The sequence below is a fragment of the Pseudomonas sp. GW456-E7 genome (genome assembly GCF_059424105.1).
In genome coordinates this window covers 125,950-138,316 of record NZ_JBWKZB010000011.1, presented here as the reverse complement: position 1 = coordinate 138,316, position 12,367 = coordinate 125,950, and the positions used below count along the sequence as shown (strand labels likewise).

Annotated in this window: 13 protein-coding genes; 8 read left to right on the top strand and 5 right to left on the bottom strand. The window is 61.6% G+C overall.

Annotation, left to right across the window (positions count from 1 at the left end; translation table 11 throughout):
- Window positions 1–93: 93 nt before the first annotated feature.
- The 3 genes from lptF to AC07YV_RS10250 form a co-directional block, all read right to left on the bottom strand.
- On the bottom strand, window positions 94–891 hold the full coding sequence (lptF, locus tag AC07YV_RS10260) for a lipotoxin F family OmpA-related lipoprotein LptF (RefSeq protein WP_102699408.1): 798 nt from the start codon (window positions 889–891) through the stop codon (window positions 94–96).
- A 45-nt stretch (window positions 892–936) separates the two neighbouring features.
- Entirely contained in the window at window positions 937–1,350 is a 414-nt protein-coding gene (locus AC07YV_RS10255; RefSeq protein ID WP_102699407.1) for a DUF4398 domain-containing protein, read from the bottom strand.
- Window positions 1,351–1,736: 386 nt separating this feature from the next.
- The gene (locus tag AC07YV_RS10250) at window positions 1,737–2,081 is read right to left on the bottom strand and encodes a pilin assembly protein (protein WP_102699406.1); all 345 of its coding nucleotides are present in this window, start codon (window positions 2,079–2,081) and stop codon (window positions 1,737–1,739) included.
- Window positions 2,082–2,282: 201 nt separating this feature from the next.
- On the opposite strand from AC07YV_RS10250, the gene ppc reads away from it, so the two are divergent.
- The 6 genes from ppc (at window position 2,283) to AC07YV_RS10220 (ending at window position 8,896) form a co-directional block, all read left to right on the top strand.
- On the top strand, window positions 2,283–4,913 hold the full coding sequence (ppc, locus tag AC07YV_RS10245) for a phosphoenolpyruvate carboxylase (RefSeq protein ID WP_102699405.1): 2,631 nt from the start codon (window positions 2,283–2,285) through the stop codon (window positions 4,911–4,913).
- A 288-nt stretch (window positions 4,914–5,201) separates the two neighbouring features.
- The gene (gene adk / locus AC07YV_RS10240) at window positions 5,202–5,849 is read left to right on the top strand and encodes an adenylate kinase (protein ID WP_015093734.1); all 648 of its coding nucleotides are present in this window, start codon (window positions 5,202–5,204) and stop codon (window positions 5,847–5,849) included.
- 94 nt (window positions 5,850–5,943) lie between these two features.
- Window positions 5,944–6,618 carry a tRNA (adenosine(37)-N6)-threonylcarbamoyltransferase complex dimerization subunit type 1 TsaB gene (tsaB, locus tag AC07YV_RS10235; protein WP_102675284.1) on the top strand — a complete coding sequence of 225 codons (675 nt, stop codon included), beginning with the start codon at window positions 5,944–5,946 and terminating at the stop codon, window positions 6,616–6,618.
- A gap of 255 nt (window positions 6,619–6,873) precedes the next feature.
- Entirely contained in the window at window positions 6,874–7,179 is a 306-nt protein-coding gene (locus AC07YV_RS10230; protein WP_102699404.1) for a hypothetical protein, read from the top strand.
- Entirely contained in the window at window positions 7,179–8,039 is an 861-nt protein-coding gene (locus tag AC07YV_RS10225; RefSeq protein WP_102699403.1) for a DUF72 domain-containing protein, read from the top strand. The genes AC07YV_RS10230 and AC07YV_RS10225 overlap by 1 nt, the downstream gene beginning before the upstream one ends.
- 35 nt (window positions 8,040–8,074) lie before the next feature.
- Complete coding sequence (locus AC07YV_RS10220; protein ID WP_102699402.1) at window positions 8,075–8,896, top strand: isocitrate lyase/PEP mutase family protein; 822 nt, start codon at window positions 8,075–8,077, stop codon at window positions 8,894–8,896.
- Between the two features lie 3 nt (window positions 8,897–8,899).
- Here the strand turns inward: AC07YV_RS10220 and AC07YV_RS10215 are convergent, their stop codons facing one another.
- The gene (locus AC07YV_RS10215; RefSeq protein WP_102699401.1) at window positions 8,900–9,520 is read right to left on the bottom strand and encodes an energy transducer TonB; all 621 of its coding nucleotides are present in this window, start codon (window positions 9,518–9,520) and stop codon (window positions 8,900–8,902) included.
- Window positions 9,521–9,613: 93 nt separating this feature from the next.
- On the opposite strand from AC07YV_RS10215, the gene AC07YV_RS10210 reads away from it, so the two are divergent.
- The gene (locus tag AC07YV_RS10210; protein WP_007995774.1) at window positions 9,614–10,396 is read left to right on the top strand and encodes a class I SAM-dependent methyltransferase; all 783 of its coding nucleotides are present in this window, start codon (window positions 9,614–9,616) and stop codon (window positions 10,394–10,396) included.
- 138 nt (window positions 10,397–10,534) lie between these two features.
- Here AC07YV_RS10210 and AC07YV_RS10205 read toward each other — a convergent pair whose 3' ends face one another.
- Window positions 10,535–11,173: a TetR/AcrR family transcriptional regulator gene (locus tag AC07YV_RS10205; protein ID WP_102699400.1), complete on the bottom strand. Its 639-nt coding sequence runs from the start codon at window positions 11,171–11,173 to the stop codon at window positions 10,535–10,537.
- Between the two features lie 93 nt (window positions 11,174–11,266).
- Here AC07YV_RS10205 and AC07YV_RS10200 point away from each other — a divergent pair, with 93 nt between their 5' ends.
- Complete coding sequence (locus AC07YV_RS10200) at window positions 11,267–12,367, top strand: efflux RND transporter periplasmic adaptor subunit (RefSeq protein ID WP_102699399.1); 1,101 nt, start codon at window positions 11,267–11,269, stop codon at window positions 12,365–12,367.

Sequence of the window (12,367 nt, the reverse complement as noted above, 5' to 3'; positions counted from 1 at the left end):
CGCGAAGGCGGTTTAACTTTCAGCAATAATGCTGACTGATACACCGCCTTCGCGAGCAAGCCCGCTCCCACATTTGGTTTGTGTTGTGGCTGATTATTGGGTGTATGAACTCACCGCCGAACGCGGCATCACCGGCTGATTGTCATTGGAAATGGTCACCTCCACCCGACGGTTCATCGCCCGGCCAGAGGTGCTTGAGTTATCCGCCACCGGATACTCCTTGCCGTACCCCTGGGCAACGATACGCGCCGGGTCGACGCCCATCTTCACCAGGGCCGCTCGCACGGAATCCGCACGACGTTCCGAGAGCGACTGGTTGTGCGATGCGGTACCGGTGCTGTCGGTATAACCCTCGACAATCACTTTGCGGTCGGGGTTTTCCTGGAGGTACTGCGCCAGTTTGTTGATGTTCATCAGGCCGTTGGATTTCAGTTCGGCCTTGTCCGTGGCGAACAGCACATCCCCGAAGGTCACCAGCGTCCCGCGCTCGGTCTGCCTGGCGTTGAGGCTGTCCTTCAGTTGTTTGATCTGCTGATCGCGGCCTGCCAGGCGGGCCTCGGCCCGTTGTGCCGAGGTGTTTTTCAGATTGGCTTCGGCGGTGCGCAGGGCAATGGTCTGCTTGGCCACTTCAACCCGCTGGTTGGTCAGATAGGCAAGCTGGTCAACCTTGGCTGCGTCTTCCTTGTCCCTGTAGGCCTGGTCGGCCTTGTCCAGATAATCGCTGGCCTCCTTGGTTTCCAGGGCTGCGACTTTGCTGGCCTGCGGGTCGGCTTGCAGGCCGGTGTAGTTGGTGCGGGCCTGTTCGAGGTTGGCGTTGGGCGGCGTGGAGCAGGCCGCCAGGGCCACGGTGACAGCCAGCAGGGCAGGAATCATCAGTTGATTGCGTTTCATGATTTCGTCCTTTTAGTCGAGTGGGAATGCGTGGAGCCGCGCCGTTTACTGAACGGTGCGCTGGCTTTCCTGACGCAATTCCTGAACGCCTTTCTGCGCGTCCTTCACGGATTGTTCAGCCTTCATCGCCTGGGCCTTGCGCTCGGCGACACGAGCGTCCCACTCGGCCTGTTCGGCGAGTGTCCGGGCCTGGTCATATTTTTTGTCGTGCATGGCGATTTCGGCCTGCTTGAGCTTGTCCTGGGCCGACTTCATTTCCACCGCGGCGAACTCGGTGCCGCCGGCGCTCACGGCGTCGTTCACGGCCGATTGGGTCACCGCGTACTGCTCGGTCGGCGGGTTACCGGCGCAACCGGCCAGGATCAGGCTGCTGCCGAGGGCCAGCGCCGCCAGCTGGAGGCCGCGCGAATGAGTGAACGAGGATGTGCCGGTTCGGGTTTTCATGGTCTTCAACTCCATTGGGCTAACTCCTGAAAAGCATTGAGTCCATCCTGGGCAGGGCGCTGAAGCCATCAATTGCGGGGTGTTTTGAAACGCTCGTCCCAGGCGTGGTTACTTGGGTTGACCCGAGGCTTTTTTTGAAAGTTCAGAGAATTTAGCCGGCTATCGAAAAAACTTTGACCGAATCGACAGGGCTCTAAGACGGGGATTTACGTCACGCACAGCGTTATACCGGACCTTTTCAGGCCCGGAGAAGCGCAATTTACGAAGTGAAATACAGGCCAATGTGGGAGCGGGCTTGCTCCGGGCGGTGTTCCGACGAAGGCGGTGTGTCAGGCAACATTGATATCGGCTGACACACCGCTTTCGCGAGCAAGCCCGCTCCCACAGGGTTCTACGAAAACTCAGTGTTTCTGTTTGTCCTCGGGCACCGACATGTCGTGCAGATGCCGGCGGGACAGCGCCAGAAAACGCGGAGTCGGCCCGATGTCTTCGTACAGCGGGTCGCCTTCTTCGTCGGTGGCGACCACGGTCGAGCCTTTCACGTACGGGAAGCTTCTTTCCAGCTCTTCGAGCGCGGCGCCGATCAGGTCGCCAAGCAGTTCTTCGGGATGCCGCTTGGGGTACATCTCGACGAGCGCGGCCAGCCGTGCGGCAGACTCCACATCCAGATGAATCGAGTAGCCGGTGTCGGTCAGGCGACCCTTGGCGTTTTCTTCCCAGTGGTGGGCAAGCTCGCGAATTTTCATATTGACCTCATGGCGCGACCGCTCGTGGCGGGCAGGGTGAGTGTCCGGCGTTGGCCGGCGACAGCCGTTGTACGGCTTATCTTCAGACTAGCTTCAACAGGCAAGGTTTGAAGGCCCTTCGTCGTCTTGCTTGTAAGAACCTGTCTGGGGCGGCACTCTCTAGGTTCCAAGCCGCCCGGATTTTTTGCTGGAGACCTGCTGATGACCGATATTGATGCACGCTTGCGCGAGGACGTTCACCTGTTGGGTGAACTATTGGGCAACACCATTCGTGAGCAGTATGGCGATGGCTTTCTCGACAAGATCGAGCAGATCCGCAAGGGCGCCAAGGCTGACCGGCGCGGTTCCATGGACGCCGAGCTCAGCGCCAGCCTCAACCAGTTGACCGAAGACGAGCTGTTGCCGGTAGCGCGGGCGTTCAACCAGTTTCTCAACCTGGCCAATATCGCCGAGCAATACCAGTTGATTCACCGTCGGGAGGAGTCTCAGCCGGCACCGTTCGAAGCCCGGGTATTGCCCGAATTGCTCGCTCGCCTGCGCGCCGAGGGCCATGGTGCCGACGCACTGGCCCGGCAATTGGGGCGACTGGAGATTGAACTGGTGCTGACCGCGCACCCGACCGAAGTCGCGCGCCGCACACTGATCCAGAAGTACGACGCCATCGCCGCACAACTGGCGGCGCAGGATCACCGAGACCTGACCTGTGCCGAGCGCGAGCAGATCAAGACCACCTTGCAGCGCCTGATCGCCGAAGCCTGGCACACCGAGGAAATCCGCCGCACCCGTCCGACACCGGTGGACGAAGCCAAGTGGGGTTTCGCGGTGATCGAGCATTCGCTGTGGCAGGCCATTCCCAATTATCTGCGCAAGGCCGACCAGGCCCTGCACGCCGCTACCGGCTTGCGCTTGCCACTGGAGGCGGCGCCGATTCGCTTTGCCTCGTGGATGGGCGGCGACCGCGACGGCAACCCCAATGTGACGGCGGCGGTTACCCGAGAGGTTTTATTGTTGGCGCGCTGGATGGCGGCTGATCTGTACCTGCGCGATGTCGATCACCTGGCGGCTGAACTGTCGATGCAGCAGGCCAGCGATGAATTGAAGGCCAAGGCGGGTGACAGCGCCGAACCTTACCGGGCTGTGCTCAAACAGCTGCGCGAACGCCTGCGCGCGACGCGCAACTGGGCGCACACCTCGTTGGCGACGCCCACGCCGGCACCGGCCGACGTGCTGCAAAACAACCGCGAACTGCTCGACCCGCTGGAGCTGTGCTACCACTCGTTGCACGAGTGCGGCATGGGCGTGATCGCCGACGGACCGTTGCTCGACTGCCTGCGCCGGGCGGTGACCTTCGGCCTGTTCCTCGTTCGTCTGGATGTGCGCCAGGACTCGTCGCGACACAGCGCGGCCATGACCGAAATCACCGACTACCTCGGCCTGGGACGCTACGAGGACTGGAGCGAGGAAGAACGCATCGCTTTCCTGATGCGTGAACTGAATAACCGCCGGCCGTTGCTGCCGGCGTACTTCAAGCCCTCCGCCGACACCGCCGAGGTGCTGGCGACCTGTCGGGAAATCGCCGCTGCACCGGGGGCGTCCCTCGGTTCCTATGTGATCTCGATGGCCGGTGCCGCTTCCGATGTGCTGGCGGTGCAATTGTTGCTCAAGGAATCCGGGGTGCTGCGGCCGATGCGCGTGGTGCCGCTGTTTGAAACCCTGGCCGACCTCGACAACGCCGGTCCGGTGATCGAGAAGCTGCTGCTTTTACCGGGCTATCGCTCGCGCCTGCAAGGGCCGCAGGAAGTGATGATCGGCTATTCCGATTCGGCCAAGGACGCCGGCACCACCGCGGCGGCCTGGGCGCAGTACCGGGCGCAGGAGCGACTGGTGGATATCTGCCGCGAACAACAAGTGGAGCTGCTGTTGTTTCACGGTCGCGGCGGCACCGTGGGGCGTGGCGGCGGCCCGGCCCATGCGGCGATCCTGTCGCAGCCGCCGGGTTCGGTGGCGGGGCGGTTCCGCACCACTGAACAGGGTGAAATGATTCGATTCAAATTCGGCTTGCCGGACATCGCCGAGCAAAACCTCAACCTGTACCTGGCCGCCGTGCTTGAGGCGACCTTGCTGCCGCCGCCGCCACCGACGCCTGAGTGGCGTCATTTGATGGACGAACTGGCCGCAGACGGTGTCAGCGCCTACCGCGCCGTGGTGCGGGAAAATCCGCAGTTCGTGGAGTATTTCCGCCAGTCCACGCCGGAACAGGAACTCGGTCGCTTGCCCCTGGGCAGTCGCCCGGCCAAGCGCCGGGCCGGGGGGATCGAAAGCCTGCGGGCGATTCCGTGGATCTTCGGCTGGACCCAGACACGCCTGATGCTTCCAGCCTGGCTGGGTTGGGAATCTGCCCTGAGCAAGGCACTGGAGCGTGGTGAAGGCGAACTGCTGGGGCAGATGCGTGAGCAATGGCCGTTCTTCCGCACCCGCATCGATATGCTGGAGATGGTCCTGGCCAAGGCCGATGCCGACATTGCCCAGTCCTATGACGAGCGTCTGGTGGAGCCGAATCTGTTGCCATTGGGTGCGCATTTACGCGACTTATTGTCGCAGGCGTGCACCATCGTCCTCGGCCTGACCGGGCAGTCGCAGCTACTGGCACATAGCCCGGCGACCCTTGAGTTCATCCGCTTGCGCAACACTTACCTCGACCCGCTTCATCTATTGCAGGCCGAGTTACTGGCACGTTCACGATTGCAGGACGTGGCGCAGGGCAGCCCGGTAGAACAGGCCCTGCTGGTGTCTGTTGCGGGGATTGCCGCCGGTTTGCGTAACACCGGCTAAGGTTTTCGCCATGGGGACAGGCATCCGGCAGGTGAGGCGGATGCCGCCGCAGGACGGGTTGAAATGTACTGTCAGGCGACAGTTAATGTTGGGGTTGCGACTTGGGGAACCGTGCGCAATGGTCGCAGGAGGCAGCGGTTTCTCCGACTTTTGGCGTCTTGTGTGGGGGCAGCCTGCTGTGTATCTTGATCAGCCTTTGGCCGTTTGGGCGGCCACGACCCTTTTTTTGAGATTGGCCCCACGAGGCGAATCTGACGTTATCCATATAAAAAATTGAGGAGCACATCGATGCGCGTCATTCTGCTGGGAGCTCCCGGGGCCGGTAAAGGTACTCAGGCTAAGTTCATCACCGAAAAATTCGGTATTCCGCAAATCTCCACCGGCGACATGCTGCGTGCAGCGGTCAAGGCCGGCACCGAGCTGGGCATCAAGGCCAAGAGCATCATGGATGCCGGTGGCCTGGTGTCCGATGACCTGATCATCGCACTGGTCAAGGACCGCATCGCCCAGTCCGACTGCGCCAACGGTTTCCTGTTCGACGGCTTCCCGCGCACCATTCCCCAGGCTGAAGCCCTGGTGACTGCCGGTGTCGAGCTGGACGCAGTGGTTGAAATCGCCGTCGAAGACGAAGAAATCGTCCAGCGTATCGCCGGTCGTCGTGTTCACGAGGCCAGCGGCCGCGTGTACCACATCGTCTACAACCCGCCGAAAATCGCCGGCAAGGACGACATCACCGGTGAAGAGCTGGTACAGCGCAAGGACGACACCGAAGAAACCGTGCGTCATCGCCTGTCGGTCTACCACTCCCAGACCAAGCCGCTGGTGGATTTCTACCAGAAGCTGTCGGCTGCCAATGGCAAGCCGCAGTACAGCCATATCGAAGGCGTAGGTTCGGTTGAAGCGATCACCGCCAAGGTGCTTGAAGCCCTGAGCTGAAAAGTCTGAATCGCTTCATCTTCCACGGCCCGCTTGCGGGCCGTAGTTGTTTATACTGACGCACTTTTTCTGACCTCTTGTTACGGATACATCGATGAGCACCTTGCTGGCCCTGGACACCGCGACTGAAGCTTGCTCCGTTGCCTTGCTGCATGACGGCAAGGTCACGAGCCATTACGAGGTGATCCCGCGCCTGCACGCGCAGAAGCTGTTGCCGATGATCAAGCAATTGCTGGCCGATGCTGGCACCACCCTGCAAGCGGTCGATGCCATTGCGTTCGGCCGTGGCCCGGGAGCCTTCACCGGTGTGCGCATCGCCATCGGCGTGGTGCAAGGCCTGGCGTTTGCCCTGGATCGCCCGGTGCTGCCGGTGTCGAACCTGGCCGTGCTGGCGCAACGTGCATTGCGCGAACACGGCGCCACTCAGGTCGCTGCGGCCATCGATGCGCGCATGGATGAAGTGTATTGGGGCTGCTACCGCGAAACGGCCGGGGAGATGCGCCTGGTGGGCGCTGAAGCGGTACTGCCGCCGGAGTCCGCGGCATTGCCGGCCGATGCGGGCGGCGAGTGGTTCGGCGCCGGCACTGGTTGGGGGTATGGCGAGCGTATCGCGGTCAGCCTGAGCGGCCAGGACGCGGCCATGTTGCCCCATGCCGAAGACCTGTTGACCCTGGCGCGATTTGCCTGGGCACGTGGCGAGGCGATCGTGGCTGACGAGGCGCAGCCGGTTTATCTGCGGGACAAAGTGGCGACGCCCAAGGCGCGTTGATTCACGCAGTACCTGTGGGAGCGGGCTTGCTCGCGAAGGCGGTATGACATTCGACATTTCTGTTGCCTGACACACCGTCTTCGCGAGCAAGCCCGCTCCCACAGGGTTGGTGTTCTGCTCTAATTCTGCCAATCGTCATTTTCTAACCCCAGCTTTTAAACCTTTTGCCTTTTATGTGTTCTAGTTATCACTCGGCGGTTTGCGAAGTGGGGATTGCGCCACTAAACTGCCATCACTGATTCCGAGTATGCACGTATGCGTATCGACGGCGTTTCCTCTCAGTCCTACCCCATCAAGCGCAAGCCACGCAAAGGCCGTGTGGTGGAAGACGACGCCATTGATATCGAAGGTGAGCTGGAATTCCCGACTGAAGAGCAACTGGCTGCCCGCGCCGCCAAAGCCTCTGCGCAAAAACTGAGCAATCTTCCCGCCCGTCAGCAAGACATGATTTACCACCGTGCCATGAGCAAGAGCGTGGCGACGGCGCTGGCCAGCTACCTGAGTACCGCCGGTTTCGTCGATTGGGATGCGGATGTGCTGGGTCTCGACCTGTACATCTGATGTTGCTGCCGTATTACCTCGGTTGCCCGTCCTGGAGCGAGAACGCCTGGCGCGATTACCTGTATCCGCCGCACGCCAGACCCGCCGAGTTTCTTGATCTCTATTGCCAGGTTTTCAATGCCGTGGAAGGCAACACGACCTTCTACGCCAGCCCGGCTGCCAGCACCGTGCAGCGTTGGGCCGAAACCATGCCGCAGCACTTTCGCTTTACCGCCAAGTTTCCCGGCGAGATCAGCCACGGTGGCGATCTGCGCGAACAACTGACAGCCGCCGAAACCTTCCTGCAATTGCTCAGTCCGTTGGGTGATCGGGTGTCGCCACTGTGGTTGCAGCTGTCGAAAAACTTCACGCCCCAACGCTTGCCCGAGCTGGCCGGATTTATCGATGCCCTGCAGCGCCCGCTGGCCGTTGAAGTGCGCCATGGCGATTTTTTCGCCAAGGGAGACAGCGAGCGAATGCTCAATCGTCTGCTGCTGGATCGCGGTGTTGAACGCATCTGTCTTGATCCCCGGGCGTTGTTCAGTTGCACATCGACCGAGCTTTCGGTGCTTCACGCCCAATCGAAGAAGCCCCGGGTGCCTCCGCGTCCGGCGGCGTTCACGCAGTGTCCGCAGGTGCGTTTTATCGGCCATCCGGTGCTTGAGGCCAACGATCCGTTCCTGGAGCCCTGGGTCGAGAAAATCGCGCTGTGGATCGAAGAAGGGCGCACGCCGTATATCTTCCTGCACACCGCCGACAACCTGCTGGCCGCGAAATTGGCGCAGCGTTTTCACGCCAGGCTGATGCTGCGTCTGCCTGGCTTGCCGGCGCTGCCTGAGCTATACAGAGAACCCGCCGCCGAGCAACTTGGCCTGCTCTGAGGCGGATTCTTTCCCCCTCTTCAGGAGCCTGCCCCATGGATGCGCAAACCCTTCGAGCCCAGGCGTTCAAAGCCCTTCACGAACGCTCCGGCGCTTTTGTGATTCCCAATCCGTGGGATGCCGGTTCCGCGAAGATGCTCGCCAGCCTCGGCTTCGAGGCGCTGGCGACCACCAGTGCCGGTTATGCCTTTTCCCAGGGCCGTGCCGATGGCGGCTTGAGCCTCGACGATACCCTGATGAACGTTCAGGCGATTGTCGCCGCCACTGACCTGCCGGTTGCCGTGGACCTGGAAAACGGTTTTTCCGACAACCCGGTCGACTGCGCGAAAAGCATTTTGCGCGCGGCAGAGGCCGGAGCCGTCGGGGGTTCGATTGAAGACGCCACCGGCCGCGAAGAAGGTCCGATCTACTGTTTCGACCATGCTGTGGCGCGCATCGAGGCCTCTGTGGCTGCCGCTCGCAGTTTGCCATTCCCCTTCACATTGACCGCCCGGGCCGAAAACTTCCTGCACGGCAATCCTGATCTGGCCGACACCATCCGCCGCTTGCAGGCATTCGCCGAGGCCGGTGCCGATGTGCTTTACGCACCCGGTCTGCGCAGCGCCGAGGATGTGCTGGCGGTGGTGCGCGCGGTGGCGCCCAAACCGGTGAATGTGTTGATGTCGGGCGGCTTGAAGCTGACGGTCGCGCAGTTGGCTGAAATGGGCGTCAAACGCATCAGCGTCGGTTCGGCGCTGGCGTTGGCGGCCTATGGTGAATTCTTCCGCGCCGCCGAAGAGATCCAGACATCAGGCACGTTCGGCTTCACTTCGCGGTCGATGCCGTACCAGAAGGCCAATCAGTTCTTCAAAGGCTGAGGGTCAGGCGGCGATGCGCAGGTTTTGCAGGATGATCGGGCGCGCCCAACCATTGTCGAAATCGAGTTGTTTCTGCTGTTCCACCAATTCTTCCGGAGAGAACGGCGGGAACGGCTTGTCGAGCAGATCCAGATCGAATTCGGCAATCGGCAGGTGCAGTGGACGTGGTTGCGGGGCGGGGCCGCCTTCTGGCAGTGGCTGACCGGCGTTGAGCACGATCGGGCGAACCCAGCCGCTGTCGAAGTCCTGTTGTTTTTGCTGGGCGACGATTTCATCCGCCGGGAACGGTGGGAACGGCTTGTCGGCCAGGTCCATTTCGAATTCGGCAATGGGCAGGAACAGAGGCTCTGGCGGGCGGACCTGGGTCTCTTTGACGTCGCACTCTCGCTGGGAAACGATGTGTTCCAGCAGATCGCTGCCAACGGTCGGCTCGACCGGGCTTTCGAGATCGACTGGCGGGAAATTCAGTGATTCAGGCAGCACATCACCCGACTGATCGGCCAGCGCACGGGCAAAGAAATCCTGCCAGATGTGACTGACACCGCTCAGTGCCTGGGTGTTTCGCAGGTTGTAATTGCCGTAGGGCGATATAAAACCTGTGATTGTGGGTTGAATGTCTGACATTTCTCTCGGTCGACGCTCAGCTCTGGCAAAATGCTCGATAGTTTTGTTATCGGCAGTTTTTGCCGATCATTAATTTTTTGAGCGTGTTTTCCGATGATTGATCAACCCGCGGCCTGCCGCATCCATGTCCAGGCCCTGGACGCGGCTTTCGAGCCACAAGCCGAGCAATGGGCCGAGCGCCTGGGCTTGCCGATGCAAGTGGCGGACGGCGAATTTGCCTTGCAGGTGGGCGACCAGGGTTTGCAGTTGCAACAGCTGGGGCCGGATGCGCCGGGGCCGGTGCGGGTGGACTTCGTCGAGGGCGGTGCTGCCCATCGCCGGTTGTACGGCGGCGGCAGCGGGCAGATGATCGCCAAGGCTGTTGGCGTCGCCCAAGGCGTGCGCCCGCGGGTACTGGATGCCACGGCAGGGCTGGGCAAGGACGCGTTCGTGCTGGCCAGCCTTGGTTGCGAGATGAGCCTGATCGAGCGTCAGCCGCTGATCGGCGCCTTGCTGGAAGATGGCCTGGCCCGTGGCGCGGAAGACTTCGACGTGGCGCCGATCGTGGCGCGCATGCGGCTGCTCAAGGGCAACTCGATCGAGGTGATGCGCAATTGGGAGGGTGAGCCGCCGCAGGTGATCTACCTGGACCCGATGTTCCCGCACCGTGAGAAAACCGCGCTGGTGAAGAAGGAAATGCGCCTGTTCCGGCCGCTGGTGGGCGATGACCCGGATGCGCCGGCCTTGCTCGAAGCGGCGCTGGCCCTGGCCAGCCACCGGGTGGTGGTCAAGCGCCCGCGCAAGGCGCCGTGCATCGACGGGCCGAAGCCGAGCCATGCGCTGGATGGCAAGTCGAGCCGGTACGATATTTATCCGAAGAAGGCGTTGAAGCCTTAAGACCGAGTCGCCTTCATCGCGGGCAAGCCACGCTCCCACAGGTTTTGTGCCGGGTTCAAAATTCGAGTACACCTCGGACCCTGTGGGAGCGGGCTTGCCCGCGAAGGCGTCGGTACAGTCAACGCAATGCTGTCAGGCTCACTCAGGCCGATAAGCCCGCATAAACAACCCCACCACTTCCCGCACATGGCTCTCCGCCTCCTCACCGACCGGCGGCTCGCCGCAGCCATACAGCAAGCGGAAATTCCCGGCGCCCTTGAGCAGGCAGAAGAAGTGCTCGGCGGCGTTGTGCGGCTTGTCGATGCTCAGCACGCCACTCTCGTCGATCCGGCTCAGCAAGCGTTCCATGCCATGCAGCATGCGCTCCGGGCCCGCCTCAAAGAAGATTTGCGCGAGTTTCGGGTCCTGGCTGCCCAAGGTCATCATCAGTCGGTGCAGGTTCACTGATTCGTCACTGTTGATCAGCTGATGAAAGCCGCGCGCGATGTTCAGCAGCACGGTTTCCACTGCCGCGCCTTCGGGCAATTCGAAGAACAGCGGGGGCAACTGCTCCTCGCACTTGGCCACCACGGCGGCGGAGAACAGTGTCTCCTTGTCGTTGAAGTGGCTGTAGACCGTCAGCTTCGACACACCGGCCTCGGCTGCGACGGCATCCATGCTGGTATTGGCATATCCCTTACTCAGAAACAGCACTTTCGCCGCGTCGAGAATCGCCTTGCGCTTGACCAGATCCTTGGGTCTGCCTGGGCCATTGGGTGCTGAAAGATTGTTTGGCATATTCGCTTTTATTACTGGACTGGTGAGTTTGCTATTAATAACATACTGCTCAGTATAATTATTCAAAGCACCATTAGCGAAAGGTCCTTCACCATGTTCCGCTATGCCTTGCCCCTCGCGTTGCCAGTCACCCTGGCTGTTTTATTGTCAGCGTGTGGCTCCGACGAAGTGCCGCCAGTCAGCGTGCGCCCGGCCATGGTGGTTCAGCCAGAGCCTTCGGCACAGGCCATGGAAAGTTATCCAGGTGAGGTCCGCGCACGTTATGAGCCGGACCTGGCGTTCCGCATCGGCGGTAAAGTCAGCCGACGACTGGTCGAGGAAGGTCAGCGGGTCAAGGCCGATCAACCCTTGGCCGAGCTCGATCCTCAGGACGTGCGCCTGCAACTGGAGGCCACCCGGGCCCAGGTCGCTGCCGCTGAAGCCAATTTGAGCATGGTGCGTGCCGAGCGTGATCGCTATAAAACCCTGATGGAGCGTCAGCTGGTCAGCCGTTCGCAGTACGACAATCACGAAAACCTCTACCGCTCCGGCGAAGCGCGCCTCAAGCAAATCAAGGCCGAATTCAACGTTTCCAATAATCAGGCCAGCTACGCCGTGCTGCGTGCGCCGCAGGATGGCGTCGTGGCCAAGCGTCTGGTGGAAGTCGGGCAAGTCGTGGCCGCGGGGCAAACGGTATTCACACTGGCGACCGATGGCGAGCGTGAGGTGCTGATCAGCCTGCCGGAACAGAACTTCGGCCGCTTCAAGGTCGGTGAACCGGTGGCGGTGGAGCTCTGGACCCAGCCCGGCCAGCGTTTCGAAGGGCGCATCCGTGAGCTGTCGCCGGCGGCTGATCCAAAGTCCCGCACCTTCGCGGCGCGCATCGCCTTCACCTCCGGCAAGGTGCCGGTGGAGCTGGGCCAGAGCGCCCGGGTGTTCGTGCAGGCCGCCGACGTGGTGCCTCTGTCCGTTCCGCTGTCGGCGTTGACCGCAGAAAACGGCGTGACCTATGTCTGGGTCGTCAGCGCCAACAACACCTTGAAGAAAACCCCGGTGCGAGTGGGTGCCTTCGGTGAGAAAACCGTACCGGTGCTCGAGGGGCTCAACGCCAGCGACTGGGTCGTGGCCGCCGGTGTCCATGTGCTTCTCGAAGGGCAGCAGGTGCGCCCGGTGGATCGCTCCAATCGCGTGGTCAATCTGGCGGACAAGGAGTAA